13 protein-coding genes are annotated in these 17558 nt (G+C 30.0%); 1 reads left to right on the top strand and 12 read right to left on the bottom strand.

Translation table 11 applies throughout. The annotated features are described in order from the left end of the window. Window positions 1-16 precede the first annotated feature (16 nt). The 11 genes from BUB34_RS09705 to BUB34_RS09755 form a co-directional block, all read right to left on the bottom strand. Window positions 17-1348 carry a sensor histidine kinase gene (locus tag BUB34_RS09705; protein ID WP_073126850.1) on the bottom strand — a complete coding sequence of 444 codons (1332 nt, stop codon included), beginning with the start codon at window positions 1346-1348 and terminating at the stop codon, window positions 17-19. Beyond that, on the bottom strand, window positions 1342-2055 hold the full coding sequence (locus BUB34_RS09710; RefSeq protein ID WP_073126852.1) for a LytR/AlgR family response regulator transcription factor: 714 nt from the start codon (window positions 2053-2055) through the stop codon (window positions 1342-1344). The genes BUB34_RS09705 and BUB34_RS09710 overlap by 7 nt, the downstream gene beginning before the upstream one ends. 332 nt (window positions 2056-2387) lie before the next feature. Beyond that, entirely contained in the window at window positions 2388-6185 is a 3798-nt protein-coding gene (locus BUB34_RS09715) for a phosphoribosylformylglycinamidine synthase (RefSeq protein ID WP_073126854.1), read from the bottom strand. Window positions 6186-6210: 25 nt separating this feature from the next. After that, window positions 6211-7461, bottom strand: coding sequence for a phosphoribosylamine--glycine ligase (purD, locus tag BUB34_RS09720; protein ID WP_073126855.1), 1251 nt, complete (start codon window positions 7459-7461; stop codon window positions 6211-6213). Between the two features lie 10 nt (window positions 7462-7471). Then, window positions 7472-9004, bottom strand: a complete 1533-nt coding sequence (gene purH / locus BUB34_RS09725) for a bifunctional phosphoribosylaminoimidazolecarboxamide formyltransferase/IMP cyclohydrolase (RefSeq protein ID WP_073126857.1) — start codon at window positions 9002-9004, stop codon at window positions 7472-7474. Further along, window positions 8997-9590: a phosphoribosylglycinamide formyltransferase gene (gene purN, locus BUB34_RS09730; protein ID WP_073126859.1), complete on the bottom strand. Its 594-nt coding sequence runs from the start codon at window positions 9588-9590 to the stop codon at window positions 8997-8999. Before purN ends, purH begins: the two co-directional genes overlap by 8 nt. Further along, window positions 9584-10660: a phosphoribosylformylglycinamidine cyclo-ligase gene (purM, locus tag BUB34_RS09735; protein ID WP_073126861.1), complete on the bottom strand. Its 1077-nt coding sequence runs from the start codon at window positions 10658-10660 to the stop codon at window positions 9584-9586. The genes purN and purM overlap by 7 nt, the downstream gene beginning before the upstream one ends. Next, window positions 10654-12024 (bottom strand): amidophosphoribosyltransferase, encoded by a 1371-nt coding sequence (purF, locus tag BUB34_RS09740; RefSeq protein ID WP_073126862.1) that lies wholly within the window; start codon window positions 12022-12024, stop codon window positions 10654-10656. The genes purM and purF overlap by 7 nt, the downstream gene beginning before the upstream one ends. Window positions 12025-12035: 11 nt before the next feature. Beyond that, window positions 12036-12734: a phosphoribosylaminoimidazolesuccinocarboxamide synthase gene (gene purC, locus BUB34_RS09745; RefSeq protein WP_073126864.1), complete on the bottom strand. Its 699-nt coding sequence runs from the start codon at window positions 12732-12734 to the stop codon at window positions 12036-12038. 5 nt (window positions 12735-12739) lie between these two features. After that, the gene (gene purE / locus BUB34_RS09750; RefSeq protein ID WP_073126866.1) at window positions 12740-13216 is read right to left on the bottom strand and encodes a 5-(carboxyamino)imidazole ribonucleotide mutase; all 477 of its coding nucleotides are present in this window, start codon (window positions 13214-13216) and stop codon (window positions 12740-12742) included. Between the two features lie 395 nt (window positions 13217-13611). Then, window positions 13612-14946 (bottom strand): NCS2 family permease, encoded by a 1335-nt coding sequence (locus tag BUB34_RS09755; protein ID WP_073126868.1) that lies wholly within the window; start codon window positions 14944-14946, stop codon window positions 13612-13614. A gap of 354 nt (window positions 14947-15300) precedes the next feature. Here BUB34_RS09755 and BUB34_RS09760 point away from each other — a divergent pair, with 354 nt between their 5' ends. Further along, window positions 15301-16227 carry a DMT family transporter gene (locus BUB34_RS09760; protein ID WP_073126869.1) on the top strand — a complete coding sequence of 309 codons (927 nt, stop codon included), beginning with the start codon at window positions 15301-15303 and terminating at the stop codon, window positions 16225-16227. Between the two features lie 94 nt (window positions 16228-16321). On the opposite strand, the gene BUB34_RS09765 is transcribed toward BUB34_RS09760, so the two are convergent. Further along, window positions 16322-17221, bottom strand: a complete 900-nt coding sequence (locus BUB34_RS09765; protein WP_073126871.1) for a permease prefix domain 1-containing protein — start codon at window positions 17219-17221, stop codon at window positions 16322-16324. Window positions 17222-17558: the final 337 nt, after the last annotated feature.

Consider the following 17558-nt stretch of genomic DNA (forward strand, 5'->3'; position numbering starts at 1 on the left):
TAAATTTATATATTTCCTAACAATGTGGTACTATAATCTTTACAATAAATCTATTTTCAACTTCTTCAATTACCAACTCACCTAAATACTTATTAACTATATTCTTTACATTTTTCAAACCTATTCCATGAAAAAATTTATCTTGCTTGCTAGTTAAAAATACGCCTCGCTTATGATTTACTATATTAGTTTTATTATTTTCAATTACAATAACATAAAATGAATCTATGAGTTTACTTTCTAACCTTATTTTCTTAGCAATATCTAAATCTTGTATTGTTTCGCTGGCCTCTATTGCATTATCTATTAAATTCGAAAATAATATACATATATCAACCATATCCATGAATTCAATTTTAGAAAAATCTACATCTATATCAAAATCAATTTTTCTTTCAATACATAAATTTTTTTTATTTTTTAATATTGAATCCACTATCATATTTCCTGTATTAAACTCTAACCCCAAATTGTTATATTTTTGCATCCCTGATTCTATATTATCGATATAATTTATAGCCCTTTGAGTATCACTATTTTCACAAAAGTCTCTAAGGCATATCATATGGTTTTTTATATCATGATATATTTCTTTGATTTTATCTTGTTCTTCTTTTATTTTTAAATAATAATCATAGTCTTTTAGAATATTATCAGTTAATATTTTATTTTCTTGTTTTACATTATAGTCATTTATAATTCTCTTAAAAATAAAACCTAATATTATATTAGATAAAAATATCATTAAAATTACAACTATAAATTCAATACTACTTTGTCTATTAAATACTTTGTATCTAAACACTAATAATACACAAATTATATTAGTTAAGATTGGAATTAACATGTATATAAATGATAAAGGTATTTTTCTTAATTTAGAATAGCTATAAATATATATATATATTAAGTATAATAATGAAATTGCTACTAGCTTAAATATAAAAAGTTCTATTTGAACTATTTCCCCATCCATAAACTCTAATCTTTTATCAATATTAGAATAGTTAATACTGCAAACTAAATGCAAGCTTACTAATTCAATAATTTTACGTATAACACACCAATAAAATGTGCTATAAATAGATCCTTTTAAAATACTTCCTTCATAATTAATTTTATAAAAAACAATACAAGAAATAATATAAAAAAAAATATTTTCATAAGCAATAATAAAACTTCCCATACTTATTAAAAATAATAGTAAATAGCTTATTTTATAATTAAATCTTTTTATACTAAAAGAGTCTAATATTAGTTTAAAAAATATAGAGTACATAAATAAATCCATAAAATTAAGTATATACCAAAAAATAGCATTATTTTCATTAATTATCTTTGCTAACATAGAATCTCCCCTAAAATACTTGTTAATTGTATTCTTAACTCTTTCATTTTATATCTACTAACTATAATGTCTTCTCCCTTAATCAAAACACTATTTTGCTTCATACCCTCTACTTTTTTTAAATTTATAAGATAACACCTATGACATCTATAAAACTTAGTACATTCAAGCTCTCTTTCTATATTGCTAATTCCCATCCTCGACTTATATGTTTTTTTATCTGTATGTATCAATACATATCTACTTTCTGTTTCTACATATAGTATAGAGTCAATTGGTATTCTAACTATATTTCCATTCTCGATTTCCTTTATGGCTAAGTGTCGTTTTTCACTTTCCAAAATACTATTAATACATCCCAGTAAGTGTTTTTTAAAATCTTCATACGCTATTGGTTTTAATAAATACCTAAATGCTCTAACCTCATAACCTTCTTGCATAAAATCTACAAATGCAGTTGTAAATATTATGTTGACAGAAGTGTCAAATCTCCTTATTTCTTTTGCAGCTTGCATACCGGTTAAACCACCCATTTGAACATCCAATAGTAATATATCTATTACCTCAGGAAAATTACTTAGTAACTCTTCCCCACTTTTATACTCTGATATCCTGTAATTTTCTATATCTAGAATCCTCTCTATATATTCTATCATTATTTTTCTAGATGAGTCTTCATCATCACAAATAGCTATATTAAGTAACATTATAACCCCTTTCTACTATGCAAATACCTAAACCATTCTATGTTTTAATACAAATACACTGTCAAAGTTTAATATTTTAATTTCATAGTTCAATCAACTCTTTCATACTTCTTGTATTTAAACATATCATTTTTTATATCTTTTTTCTACAGTTTTACATAACTAGCGTATATAGCGCATAACTGGTCAAAAACTTTGTCTTTTTATGTTGTAATTTATAAAAATTATATATACCTATACTAAATATATAAAAGCGATGAACCTAAGTCCATCGCTTTTATATAAGCATAATATATAGAAAATCCCATTTAAGGAATCAACTAACCTTTTAATTATCTAAAATATTTAACTCCTGATTCAAATATCTTTTGATCTTTCTCTCCTAAGATATTCTTGATTACATTTTCACCGATTCTCTCAGAGTGACCCATCTTACCGAATACTCTTCCATCTAAACTAGTAATACCTTCAACTGCGAAAGTAGAACCATTTGGATTAAACTCTATATCATAAGTAGCCTCACCGTTAAAATCTACATATTGAGTGGCTATTTGACCATTAGCTATTAATTGTTTCATAACTTCATCACTAGCAACAAATTTACCTTCCCCATGAGAAATTGGAATGCTATGTATATCTCCAACTTCTGTTTGAGCTAACCAAGGAGATTTGTTTGATGCTATTCTAGTTCTCACAATTTTAGCCTGGTGTCTTCCTATATTATTATAAGTAAGTGTTGGCGCATTTTCGTCTATCTCTCTTATTTCACCAAATGGTACTAATCCTAATTTGATTAGAGCTTGGAATCCATTACAAATACCTAACATTAATCCATCTTGTTTAGTTAAAAATTCATTTACAGCTTCTTTAACTCTAGGATTTCTAAATACTGTTGCTATAAATTTACCAGAACCATCTGGCTCATCTCCTGCACTAAATCCACCTGGTAACATTATTATTTGAGAAGATTTTATTTCATTTACTATAGTTTCTATAGAATCTTCTATATCTTTATACGTTAAGTTTTTGAATACTTTTATAGTTGATTTAGCTCCAGCTCTTTCAAAAGCTCTTGCTGAATCGTACTCACAGTTTGTTCCTGGGAATGCTGGTATAAATACTTTTGGTGTTGCTATACTTAATGATGATTTTTTAGATTCCCCTTGAGATATAAAGCTTATTGTTTCTATCTTAGATTTTATATCTGAACTCTTAGTTGGGAATATTGGCTCTAAAGTATCACAGTGAGCTTTGTATAATTCATCCAAAGATATTTCTTCATTTTTTATAACTATACTTTCTTTAGCATCTGTTTTACCAAGAACTATATAATCGCATCCATCTAATTTAGTTAAATCATCACTTGCTAATTCTAAAACTATGTTCCCATATGCTGCCTTAAACATTTCATTTGTGTTATTATATAATTTTTCTGCTTCTTCACTAAATCTAAATCCTATTTTGTTACCAAATGCCATCTTACTTATAGCTTCTCCAACACCTGCAAATCCTAATGCATAGGAAGATAAAACTTCTCCTGATAATATAAGTTCCCTTACTTTATCTAAGTTTTTCTTTAATTTATCAAAATCTAAAACTTCATTTTCAAGTCTATCGGTTTTTATCATTACTACTGTTGAATTAGCTTTTTTAAATTCTGAAGATACTACTTTCTTAGCATCTACTACGTCTACTGCAAATGATACTAGTGTTGGTGGTACATCTATATCTTTAAACGTTCCAGACATACTGTCTTTTCCACCTATTGCTGGTATTTCAAATTTATTTTGTGCATAGAATGCTCCTAAAAGTGCTGCAAATGGTTTACCCCATTTAGTTGGGTTAGTTCCAAGTTTTTCGAAGTATTCTTGTAATGTAAGTCTTATTGTTTTATAGTTTCCTCCCATAGCAACAACTTTACAAACAGATTCTACTACTGCGTATAAAGCTCCGTGGAATGGACTCCATTTTCCTATTTTAGGGTTGTATCCGTAAGTCATTATTGTAGAAGTATTAGTCTCTCTTCCAAGTACAGGTATTTTTGCTACCATACCTTGAGCTGGAGTTGCTTGATACTTACCGCCAAATGGCATGATTACAGTGTTTCCACCTATTGTATTATCAAATTTTTCTACTAGTCCTTTTTGAGAACAAACATTTAAATCTGATAATTCTTTTATGAATTTATCTTTTATATTAACTTCTTCTTTGTTAGTAGCGAAGAAGAAGTTTTCTTCTTCATTTACTTTTTCTACATGAACCTTAGTTGTTTGTTTAACTCCGTTAGTATCTAGGAAAGCTCTGTTTACATCAACTATTGCTTTTCCATTCCAAAACATTCTTAGATATCCTGTATCTGTTACTGTTGCAACATGAGTAGCTTCTAAGTTTTCTTCTCTAGCTAAATCTATAAATCTTTCTTTATTTTCTTTTCTTATAGCTACTGCCATACGTTCTTGTGATTCAGATATTGCTAATTCTGTTCCATCAAGTCCATCGTATTTTTTAGGTACTAAATCAAGATTTATATCTAAACTTTCAGCTATTTCACCTATAGCAACACAAACTCCACCAGCTCCAAAGTCGTTACATCTTCTTATCATTTGAGCAACTTCTTTATTTCTAAAGAATCTTTGGATTTTTCTTTCGTTAGGGGCATCTCCTTTTTGAACCTCTGCACTACAAGTTACTATAGATTCTTCACTATGTTCTTTTGATGATCCAGTTGCTCCTCCGCAACCATCTCTACCAGTTTTCCCTCCAAGAAGAACTATTATATCTCCTGCTTCTGGTCTTTCTCTAACTACATTTTCTTTAGGAGCTGCTGCTATAACTGCACCTATCTCCATTCTTTTTGCTACGAAGTTTTCATCATATACTTCTGCAACTTGACCAGTCGTTAATCCTATTTGATTTCCATATGAACTGTATCCATTAGCTGCTTCTGTAGTTATTTTCTTTTGCATAAGTTTACCAGGTAATGTATCTTCTAAAGTTGTTCTAGGGTCTGCACTTCCTGTAACACGCATTGCTTGATATACATAACTTCTTCCTGATAGTGGATCTCTTATAGCTCCACCTAAACAAGTAGCTGCACCACCAAAAGGCTCTATTTCTGTTGGATGATTGTGCGTTTCATTTTTGAACATTACTAAGTATTTCTCAGGTTTTCCATCTATTTCAACATCTACGTTTATACTACATGCATTTATCTCTTCACTTACATCTAAATCTTCTAATTTTCCTTCTTTTCTTAATTCTTTCATAGCAATAGTTGCTATATCCATAAGACATATATCTTTTTTTCTATCTACATAAACATTGTTTCTTGAGTTAAGATACATTTGATACGCATCTTTTACTATATCTGTATATTTTCCACCTTCTATTTTTACATCTTCTATTTCTGTCATAAAAGTAGTATGTCTACAATGGTCTGACCAATATGTATCTAATACTTTTATTTCTGTTATAGTTGGATTTCTCTTTTCTTGATTTTTAAAATATTCTTGTACATGTTTAAGGTCTTCTATAGTCATAGCTAAACCTTTTTCATTTAAGAACGATTTTAGTCCTTCCTCTGTTAAATCTATAAATCCATTTAATGTTTCAACTGATGTAGGAATTTCCACTTCCATCTTTAATGTTTTAGGTTTTTCCAAAGATGCTTCTCTACTATCTACCGGGTTTATTATATAATCTTTTATTCTTTTAAAATCTTCATCTGTTATGTTCCCAGTTAATATATAAACCTTTGCCGTATTTATTTCTGGTCTTACCCCTTGGTTTACTATTTGAATACACTGAGCAGCCCAATCACCTCTTTGGTCATATTGACCTGGTAAGAATTCTACTGCAAATATTCTTTCGTTATTTAATGATGGTATTTCTTCATTGTATACTAAATCTAAGTTTGGTTCTGAGAATATTGTTCTAGCTGCGTTTTCATATGCATCATCAGATATTCCCTCTATATCATATCTATTTAAAATTCTTAAATCTTCTATACTATTTATATGTAAACTTTCAACTAAGTCTTTTTTTAGTGCTTTAGCTTCAAGATCAAAACCATCTCTTTTTTCTACCAAAATTCTTCTAACACTTGACTCTAGGCCTGTAGTATTTAACATGCTTATTCCTCCATTTTAGAAAAAATTAAATTCCTATGTCTGTTCTATAATGCATTCCTTCGAAATCTATTTTTTTGATATTTTCATATACTTTGTTAGCTGCATCCTTAACTGTATTTGCTTTGGCAGTTATACCGATTACTCTTCCACCATTAGTTACTAGTTTTTCATCTACTAATTTAGTACCACTATGGAATACTACTATATCTTTGTCCAAATTTTCTAAGCCCGTTATCACTTTTCCCTTTTCATAAGAGTTAGGATAGCCTCCTGATGTAAGCATTACACAAACAGCTTGTTCGGATTTATATTTTATCTTAATTTCAGCTAGCTTATTATCTATTATTGATGTCATTATCTTATTTAAATCTGTATCCAATCTAAATAAAACTGATTGAGTTTCTGGGTCTCCAAATCTTACGTTATATTCAAGCACCTTTGCTCCATCATTTGTTATCATAAGGCCTATAAATAAAATCCCTTTAAATTTAAGACCATCCTTTTTCAATCCATCTAATGTTCTATCCAGTACTTTTTCTCTTATTTCTTTTTCTAAATCATCTGTATATATTTCGCTTGGTGAGAACGTTCCCATTCCTCCAGTGTTTGGTCCTTGTTCATTGTTATATACTTTTTTATGATCCTTTGCACTTACCATAGGGATTATTGTGTTGTTGTCTACAAAAGCAAGTATTGATGTCTCCACTCCTTTTAGGAACTCTTCCACAACTATTTTATTACCTGCTTCTCCAAATTTTTTGTCTAGCATCATATCTTTTAGTGCATCTAGTGCATCTTCTTTATTTTCAAGAATTACTACTCCCTTGCCAGCTGCAAGTCCATCTGCCTTTATTACTACCGGATATCCAAAACTATCTATTTCACTTATAGCTTTATCTATTTCCGTATACTCTTTGTACTTGGCCGTTGGAATATTATGCTTTACCATAAAGTCTTTGGAAAAAGATTTACTGCCTTCTAGCTGAGCACACTCTTTATTTGGTCCAAATATTTTAAGCCCTTCTTCTTCAAATCTATCTACAATACCTTTAACAAGAGGAACTTCAGGTCCTACAACTGTTAAATCTATATTATTTTCTTTTACAAAATCAATTAGCTTATCTATATCACTGTCTCCAATAGCTATGCATTCTGCTACTTGAGATATTCCTGCATTTCCTGGAGCACAGTATATTTTTTCTACATTATCTTCATTACTTAGTTTCCAACATATAGCGTGTTCTCTTCCGCCACCACCGACAACTAATATCTTCATAATATACCCCCTAGTGTTTGAAGTGTCTTACTCCTGTAAACACCATAGTCATTTTAAATTTATCACAAGCATCTATTGAATCTTGATCTTTTATTGATCCTCCTGGTTGAACTACTGCATCTATACCATATTCATGTGCTAAAGTTACACAATCATCAAATGGGAAAAATGCATCAGATGCAAGTACTGCCCCTTTGAAGTCTTTATCTTTATTGTTTTCAAGCGCATTTTTTAATGCCCATATTCTCGATGTTTGACCACAGCCAAGTGCTAATGTTACTCCATCCTTTACTATTGCTATGGCATTTGATTTCATGTTTTTTACTACCTTCATACCAAATTCCATATCCTTAAGTTGATTTTGTGTAGGTTCTACTTTTGTAACAACTTCTTGTTTATCTGCTAATTTATTGTTTTTATCTTGAATTAATAATTTCCCATCTAAGTATTTCATTTCATAAGGCTGTAAACTGTCTTCTATCTTAGCTAATTTTAGTACTCTTAGGTTTTTCTTCTTCTTAAGTATTTCTAAAGCTTCTTCTTCAAAATCATAAGCTACTACTATTTCTAAGAATATTTCACTTAATTTTTGTGCTGTAGCTTTGTCTATAGTAGAAGTTATTCCTACTATACCACCAAATATCGATACTTTATCGGCTTCAAAACATTTTGTATAAGCTTCAAAGGCATCCTTTCCTAATGCTACACCACAAGAATTTGCATGTTTAATAGCTACTGAAACTACTTCATCATTATCTTTGAATTCTCTCATAACTTCTAAACAACCGTGTAAATCATTTAAATTGTTGAAAGAAAGTTCTTTTCCATTTAATTGTTCATAGTTTAATATCGGATTTTTAGCGTTTGACTCGGCATATAAAAATCCATTTTGATGTGGATTTTCGCCATATCTTAGAGTTTGCTCTTTTTGGAAAGTTAAGTTTAGTATTTCTGGATATTTATCTCCAACTTCTCCAGCAAAATAACTTGATATCAAAGCATCATATCTCCCTGTAGTTGAGAAAGCTTTATAAGATAGGTTTTTTCTATCTTCTAATGTCAAGCTGTCAGTTTTTAATTTTTCTATTATTCCCTCATAATCATTTACATCTACTACCACTATTACATCTTTATAGTTCTTAGCTGCAGAACGTATCATAGATGGTCCACCAATATCTATATTTTCTATCATCTCATCATGGCTTTTTCCAGCTTTTAATGTTCCTTCAAAGTCATATAAGTTTACTGCTACTAAATCTATTGATTCTATTCCGTGTTCTTTTACTGTAGCAACATGATTTTCATCATCTCTTTTATATAAAATACCGCCGTGTATATATGGATTTAGAGTTTTTACTCTTCCGTCTAATATCTCTGGAAACTTTGTAACCTCATCAATTTGTATTGCTTTAACCCCGTTTTGTTGTAATGTTTTAAATGTGTTTCCAGTTGAGATTATTTCATAGCCAAGATTATTAAGTTCTCTTGCAAATTCAACTACTCCACTTTTATCTGTGACACTTATTAAAGCTCTCTTACTCATTAATGAACACTCTCCTATCTTGAATACTTAATTTGTTTTCGCATAATAGACTTATACTTTTTGTTAAAATTCTATGCTCAACCTCTAGCACTTTTTTTGCTAGAGATTTCGCATCATCATTTTTATCAACTTCTACTACATCTTGCATAATTATAGGCCCCGTGTCTGCTCCCTCATCTACGAAGTGAACTGTAGCACCAGTTACTTTGACTCCGTAATCTATAACCGCTTGATGAACTCTTTGTCCGTAAAATCCAGCTCCACAAAATGAAGGTATTAAAGACGGATGTATGTTTATCATTTTATTCCTAAACTCATTTACAAACTTTGGACTAATTATTTTTAAATAACCTGCTAAAACAACTACATCTATTTTGTTTTCTTTTAATATCTCTATAATCTTGTCTTCATCTGTTTCATATATAGATCTTATATTGTGATTTTTCGCTCTTTCTAGTCCGTATGCATTTATTTTGTTAGAAATAACAACCTTAACGGCACCATTTATTTCCCCTGACTCGCTTGCGTCTATAATAGCTTGCAGATTAGTTCCTCCACCAGATATTAAAACTCCAATGTTTAGCATAAAACTACACCTTCGTGACTATCTACTACCTTACCTATTTTATATGCTTTATCTTCAAATAACTTCGAGTATTTTTCGTCCACATATTCTAAGTTATCATTTTCTCTATTGTTTATAAAAGCTATTACATCATCAGCTTTATCTTCATCAACTATTAATACAAGTCCAACCCCCATGTTAAAGCTCTTATGAAGTTCTCTTGTGTCTATAGAGTTGAACCCTTCTATCATCTTAAATATAGGTGGTTTTTCCCATGAGTTTAACTCAATATCAAGTCCTAATCCCTTAGGTATAACTCTAACTATATTTTCTATAACTCCACCGCCAGTTATATGTGCTATAGATTTTATTTCATGTTCTTTTATCAAATCTAAAACTAATTTAACATATATTTTTGTCGGAGTTAAAAGTGCTTCCCCCACTGTCATTCCTAATTCATCTACATATTGGTCTAGTTTATAATTATATGTATCTAAAAATATCTTTCTGATAAAAGAATACCCGTTACTGTGAACCCCACTTGATGATATTCCTACCAACACGTCTCCTTTTTTGACATCTTTTCCTGATATTACTTTTTCTTTATCTGCAATACCTACAGAAAAACCTGCCAAATCGTAATCATCAGCTGCATACATTCCTGGCATTTCAGCTGTTTCCCCACCTATTAATGCAGATCCAGACATCTTGCACCCGTCAGCTATTCCACCAACTATTTTTTCTATTTGTTCTGGAACTAGTTTCCCAGTAGCTATATAGTCTAGGAAGAATAAAGGCTTTGCCCCTTGACATATTAAATCATTTACACACATTGCAACTAGGTCGATTCCAACTGTATCATGTTTATCCATCATCTGAGCTAGCTTTAATTTAGTACCAACTCCATCAGTAGATGCTAATAAAACTGGCTCTTTCATAGATGTAAAATCCTTTAGGCTATATAGTCCACTGAAACTTCCTAAATCCCCTATTACATTACTATCATAAGTCCCTTTTATTTTATTTTTTATAAGGTCTACCGCTCTATTTCCTTCATCTATATCTACACCTGACTCTTTGTAAGTTAACATGAACCTTGTTCCTCCTTATCAATTTTCTTAACTGGATATTCTCCATCAAAACAAGCCTTGCAGAACGTTGCTTTATTTTCCGTTGCTTTTAACATTCCTTCTATATCTAAAAATCTTAGGCTATCACACCCAATATGTTTTGTCATTTCTTCTATACTGTGGTTTGATGCTATTAGCTTTGAGCGATTCGGAGTATCTATTCCATAGTAGCAAGAATACTGAACTGGAGGAGAAGTTACTCTTAGATGTATTTCCTTTGCTCCTGCTTCTCTTAAGGATTTTATTATTCGTTTAGATGTTGTTCCTCTAACTACTGAATCATCAACCAAAACTATCGATTTTCCTTTTATTACAGAGGCCAATGGGTTTAGTTTTATCTTTACAGCAATTTCTCTTTCTTCTTGTGTAGGTTTAATAAATGTTCTACCCACATATCTATTTTTAACAAGCCCTTCACTCACTTTAAGCCCACTAGCATTTGCATATCCTATAGCTCCTGCCCAACCTGAATCTGGAACTGGAACAACCATGTCTGCATTTATGTCTCCATCTGCATTTGCCAATATCTCTCCACATCTGATTCTAAACTCATATGCATTTAAATTGTCTATAGTAGCATCGTTTCTAGCGAAGTAAATATGTTCGAATATACAGCTTTTCTTTAAAGGTCTATAATTTTCACTATAAAAATAAGATTTTGCCTTACCATCTTTAACTATTATTATCTCTCCTGGTTCTACATCTCTTATAACCTCACCACCAAGGATATCTATTGCACAATTCTCAGATGCAAATATATATTCATCGCCCTTTTTACCCATTACTAATGGTCTAAATCCATGGGGATCTCTAACTGCAACTAGTTCATCTTCTCCCATTATTACAAGAGCATATGCACCTTTTATTTGATCCATAGTTAACTTTAGGCTCTCTACCATATCTCCCTTGTAATATCTAGCAAGTATATATAATATTACTTCTGTATCCGAATTGGCTTGGAACATATACCCATCTTCTTCTAGCATTTCTCTAAGATAGTTTGCATTTACTAAATTACCGTTGTGAGCTATAGCTAATTTTCTTCTTCTACAGCTTCCTACTAAGGGTTGGCAGTTGGCACTATGGCTTCCACCAGCTGTTGAGTATCTAACATGTCCTATCCCAATATTACCTTTCAATTGGGACAGTTCATCTTCTTTGAAAACATCTCCAACCAATCCCATATCTCTTTTGTAATTAATATCATCTCCATCTAATACAGCCATTCCACAGCTTTCCTGCCCTCTGTGTTGTATAGAGTATAAAGAATAATATAGTTCTTTAGCTACATCCTTGTCTGAATAAATACCGATAACTCCGCACATGTGCCTTCCCCCTACTTATTATTCATTCTTGCAAGAACTTCAGTATAACCTTCTACAAGGTCCCCAAGATCTCTTCTAAATCTATCTTTGTCTAATTTTTCATTTGTATTTACATCCCAAAGTCTACAAGTATCAGGAGATATTTCATCTGCCAATATTATATTTCCATCTGTATCTTTACCGAATTCTATTTTAAAATCTACTAATTTTAAGTTCATTTTTAAGAAAAATTCTTTCATCAATTCATTTATCTTTAAAGTTTCTTCTTTTAAGAATTTTAATTCTTCTCTTGTTGCCAATTTCATAGCTACTGCATGGTCATCATTTAATAAAGGATCCCCATATTCATCATTTTTGTAGCATATTTCAAATATAGGTTCATCTAAAACCAATCCTTCTTCTATTCCTACTCTTTTGCAAAATGATCCAGCCGTTATATTTCTTACTATTACTTCTAGTGGAAGTATTTCAACCTTTTTAACTAACATTTCTCTATCTGATAAGCTTTTTATAAAATGACTCTCTATTCCATTTTCTTTTAACATTTCAAATATTATAGTTGATATCTTATTATTTAATATACCTTTTGAAGATATTTCTGCCTTCTTTTCTCCATTAAATGCTGTTGCATCGTCTTTATAATATACAACGTACTCATTTTCATTTTCTGTAGAATATATTTGCTTAGCTTTTCCTTCATATAATAACATAGTTATTACCCCCTTAAATTTTTATCATCTTCTAATACTTTTTGTTCCATTTCTTTTCTATATAATTTTAAATTTTCTTTTAGTTTAGGATATTTCAATGTCATGATTTGTAGAGCCATCAACGCTGCATTTAATCCTAAATCTATCGTTACTGTCGCAACAGGTATTCCCTTTGGCATCTGAACTATTGATAAAAGTGAGTCTAATCCATCCATTGTTGATGATTTGATAGGTAATCCAATTACCGGAATCAAAGTATGAGATGCAATTACACCTGGTAGGTGTGCTGCTTTCCCCGCTGCTGCAATTATTACATCTGTATCATCTTCTATTTCCTCTAAAAACTCTGCTAATTGTTTTGGAGTTCTATGTGCTGATAAAGCCCTTGATACAACTTCTACTCCATATTTCTCCAATAGATTTATCCCCTCTTCTAATTTAGGATAATCCGATTTAGAACCCATGATAACTGCTACTTTCATTACAAATCCCCTTTCTACTATACAAATTTTATTTTTTGAAAACGAATTATTCGTATCATTATACGAATGTTATACTTAAATTCTATAATAATATACATATTTTATCAACCGATATTTGAAAATTTTAAATAAAATTTATTTTCCTTTTTATTTGTAAGGCTAACTAATCTTTTAAATCTATACTTTTTATTCTTATTATCTATTTTCATCTTATAAATTTAAGTTTCAAGGTGTTTTCTGTTAATTCTTTTAATAAACGTTTTCATATAGTTTTTTTTAAATTTATTGTCTAATTTATATAGACTTATGATAATAAAAAAACTATAGCAAAATCAATTTATACACCGATTCTGCTATAGTTTTTTATAATATATATAATTTTTAAATATTGTATATTAGTTTCCTAAAAATACGAACTTTAATATAAATAATATCGATACTATTATTAATGAAATATTTACTTCTTCTTTTTTCTTAGTAGCTATCTTTAATACAGTAAATGATATCATACCAAATATTATTCCATCAGCTATACTATATGCTAATGGCATCATAGCAAATGTTAGGAATGCTGGTATTGCATTTGTGAAATCTGTAAAATCTATTTTAGTTAATGAACTTGCCATCATAACTCCTACTAATATAAGCACTGGAGCCGTTGCTTGTGCTGGTATAGCTGTAAATATTGGAGCAAAGAATAGTGATAACAAGAATAATACTCCAGTTGTAATCGCTGTAAGCCCTGTCTTTCCACCTTCACCTATACCCGCTGCACTCTCAACATATGCTGTAACTGTAGAAGTTCCTATAAGAGCTCCTAATGTGGTTGCTATGGCATCTGCAAATAATGCTTGTTTAGCTCTTGGTAATTTTCCATCTTCATCTAACAAATCTGCCTTAGAAGCTACACCTACCAAACATCCTACTGTATCAAACAAATCAACAAATAAAAATGTAAATACTACTACTAACATATCAAAGCTAAATATTTGACTCTTTTGAACTGATAATGCCTGTAAAAATATAGGTTTTAAAGATGGGACTGAAGATACTACACCATTTGGAAGATCAACTATTCCAAATATCATACCTACTGCCGATACTATTAGCATAGATAAAAGGAATGCCCCTTTTACATTTTTAGCCAATAATACTGATGCTAATAATACCCCAAATATAGTTAATAGTACTAATGGATCCTTTACATTACCTAATGATAATATCGTAGCCCCATTTACTACTAACCCTACATTTGCCAGTCCTACAAAAGCTATGAATAGCCCTATTCCAGCAGTAACCGCATGCTTTAAAATTCCTGGTATACAATCTATTATTTTCTCTCTAACGTTTGTTATTGTTAGTAATATAAATATTATTCCCTCTATTAGTACTGCACATAATGCAAATTGCCAATCATATCCCATACTTAAAACCACGGTATAGGCAAAAAATGCATTAAGTCCCATACCTGGCGCCAGAGCTATAGGGTAATTAGCTAAAATTCCCATCGCCAAACTTCCTATAAATGCTGATATAGCAGTTGCTGCAAATACTGCACCTTTGTCCATTCCAGCATCTCCAAGTATATTCGCATTAACAACAAGTATATATGCCATTGTCATAAATGTCGTTATTCCAGCTATTACTTCTGTTTTTATATTGGTATTGTTCTCTGTTAATTTAAAAGTCTTATCTAAAAAATTACCTTTAATATTCTCTGATACTTGCATAAAGTCCTCCTATTTGATGTCTTTTTTATAATATAGTTCGTTATAATAACCTTATATTTATAATTATACTTTATAAATGTATTTTTTTCAATATATTTTTCGAATATTAATTCCATAGCCCTTCTATATAGTTCGTATATATACATATATATATTTTTTACTAACTAATAGTTCATATAATTTTCAAGTATCATAAAACCCAAGCTATTTACTCATCTTTTATTATTAAGACCTTCGACTATTGTAGTTGTCAATTATATTTGTAATTGTATTAACACAAAATAGTTATACATGTTGTATGTTGGTAGGTAATACCTTAGAATATATATAATACGCCAAAAGGAGGTTTATATTATGAAAGAAAAAAGCATAAAAATTTACTCTGCAGCTATTCTTTATTCGTTTATTATAGGACTATCGTTTTTATTTGTAAAAGTTGCGCTAAAAACTACTGACCCTTTAAATATACTTGCACATAGGTTTACTGTTTCATTTATAGTATTGTCTATACCTATTTTATTGAAATATATAAAAATAAACCTAACAAGAGAAGATATAGTTTCAATTTTACCGTTGTCTATTTTCTATCCAACATTGTTCTTTGCATTTCAATCATTTGGATTGGTATATATATCTTCATCAGAAGCCGGAATTATTCAAGCTACAATACCTATATTCACTATTATTCTTGCAACTATATTTTTAAAAGAAAAGGCAAGCTTAGTTCAAAAGATTTCTCTGGCATTGTCAGTTATAGGAGTAATTTATATTTTTGTAAGCAAAGGTGTTTCTTTTAATTCCAACAACTTTATTGGAATTATACTAGTAGTTATTTCAGCTCTGTCATCTGCTTGTTATAACATATTAGCCAGAAAAAAGACAAAGGATTATAGAGTAATTGATTTAACATATGCTATGATTTTTGTGGGATTTATAAGTTTTAACACTCTATCATTAACTCAAAGAATAATAAACGGAAATATAAATAGCTATTTTAGCCCATTCTCAGAACCATCATTTTTAATTTCAATATTTTACTTAGGAATATTATCATCTATAGTTACATCATTTTTATCAACTTATGTATTATCTAAGATAGAAGCTTCCAAGATGAGTGTATTTAATAACCTAGGTACTTTAATAACCATGATTGCTGGGGTAATTTTCTTAAATGAAAACATATACTACTATCATATTATTGGAACAATTTTAATAATTTTAGGTGTGATAGGAACCAACTTAAAGCTTGAAAAGAAAAACAATAAAAATCTCGATGAGTAAACACAAAAAGGCTAGAGATTGATCTATTTTTAATAAATCATTCTCTAGCCTTATATTATCTGTAATTGCAATTCATAATCTAGTTGGTTATACACTAACCAACGGATTTTATATTTTTATTTTTAAATAACGCCTCTATTAAGCCTAGTTGGGATGAACTAATTTTTATATTCGAATTTTTATATGCAAATTTAGGTTCCTTTTTTAGAGATAATACCAAACTATAATAGCTCTTACTCTTTATTAGTTCTTTGTCTAATCTATATCCCTGAATATTTTCCCAAGGCGTAAAAGATTGATAGGTAAGAATTCCATCATTATAGACAATTGCATTTTTTCCTTTAGGGCTATACATTGATATAGCTATAATAAAATATAGTAAAATAGTAATATAATCTATCGTACTCAAAAAATCCAATTCTCCATTAGATAGTCCTGATTTCAAACTTGTTATATAATTTATAAGAATAAGTATGACTATACCTGCAAGAAAAATTTGAGAAAATTTCACTGCTTTTTCATCCCATGTAGAGGTTTTATAAGATTTAATATAAAATATAGGTTCTACTTTAGATAGCTCCTTATCTTTTTTTAATGCTTTTATCAAACTTACAGCGTCCAGTGCAAAAAATACATTAATGAATAGAGCTGCGAAAACCGTTATAGATAAATTAATACCAGCGATTCTGTCATATAAAATCATACTAAATGCATTTACTGACAATAGTAAAATCACAAAAAATACATGAAATAATCTCTTATATTTATACGTTTTATCTCTATAACTTTTACTTAAAGTATTAGGATCTCCCATATTCTTTAGTGCCATATTTACCGCACTTTCTTCACTTATACCGTCGTTTTTATATTCTTCGATATAACTATAAATATGATCTCTTAATTCATCCTGTATTTCTATTGATCTTTCTTCTGTAGAAATAAATCTACATGCTGATTGAAGAAATCTTTGTATATTTTTATTTTCTGCATTCATTAATATCCCCCTTGTATAATGTAGTTGTAACATTTGATAGAAAACTTTCTAATAATCTAACGAACATTAACAACTTTTCTTAATTTTTAAATTTGTATAAAATCCTATCGGATCTTAATTCATTTCTTTAATTGTTTTCTATTAAAATTCTCCCTAATGGATGATTCAACTTTGACAAATATAGTATAATCTTTACTGAATAGAGGATAGATGTATCCCCCCTGGGTGATCTTAGAGATCCTATACCCGAAAAATAGCGTATCATTCCATCAGTAATAGTTCTATGTTTAGCTGGTTGAATTTCCCCGAAGGGAATTATTCGTGTCACAGACAAGGT

Origin of the sequence: Asaccharospora irregularis DSM 2635 (genome assembly GCF_900129815.1) — a bacterium.
GTDB classification, from domain to species: Bacteria; Bacillota; Clostridia; order Peptostreptococcales; family Peptostreptococcaceae; genus Asaccharospora; species Asaccharospora irregularis.

Coding starts and splice junctions, on each gene's coding strand:
- BUB34_RS09705 (WP_073126850.1), bottom strand. CDS start 1,348: ATGTTAGCAAAGATAATTAATGAAAATAATGCTATTTTTTGGTATATA.
- BUB34_RS09710 (WP_073126852.1), bottom strand. CDS start 2,055: ATGTTACTTAATATAGCTATTTGTGATGATGAAGACTCATCTAGAAAA.
- BUB34_RS09715 (WP_073126854.1), bottom strand. CDS start 6,185: ATGTTAAATACTACAGGCCTAGAGTCAAGTGTTAGAAGAATTTTGGTA.
- purD (WP_073126855.1), bottom strand. CDS start 7,461: ATGAAGATATTAGTTGTCGGTGGTGGCGGAAGAGAACACGCTATATGT.
- purH (WP_073126857.1), bottom strand. CDS start 9,004: ATGAGTAAGAGAGCTTTAATAAGTGTCACAGATAAAAGTGGAGTAGTT.
- purN (WP_073126859.1), bottom strand. CDS start 9,590: ATGCTAAACATTGGAGTTTTAATATCTGGTGGAGGAACTAATCTGCAA.
- purM (WP_073126861.1), bottom strand. CDS start 10,660: ATGTTAACTTACAAAGAGTCAGGTGTAGATATAGATGAAGGAAATAGA.
- purF (WP_073126862.1), bottom strand. CDS start 12,024: ATGTGCGGAGTTATCGGTATTTATTCAGACAAGGATGTAGCTAAAGAA.
- purC (WP_073126864.1), bottom strand. CDS start 12,734: ATGTTATTATATGAAGGAAAAGCTAAGCAAATATATTCTACAGAAAAT.
- purE (WP_073126866.1), bottom strand. CDS start 13,216: ATGAAAGTAGCAGTTATCATGGGTTCTAAATCGGATTATCCTAAATTA.
- BUB34_RS09755 (WP_073126868.1), bottom strand. CDS start 14,946: ATGCAAGTATCAGAGAATATTAAAGGTAATTTTTTAGATAAGACTTTT.
- BUB34_RS09760 (WP_073126869.1), top strand. CDS start 15,301: ATGAAAGAAAAAAGCATAAAAATTTACTCTGCAGCTATTCTTTATTCG.
- BUB34_RS09765 (WP_073126871.1), bottom strand. CDS start 17,221: ATGAATGCAGAAAATAAAAATATACAAAGATTTCTTCAATCAGCATGT.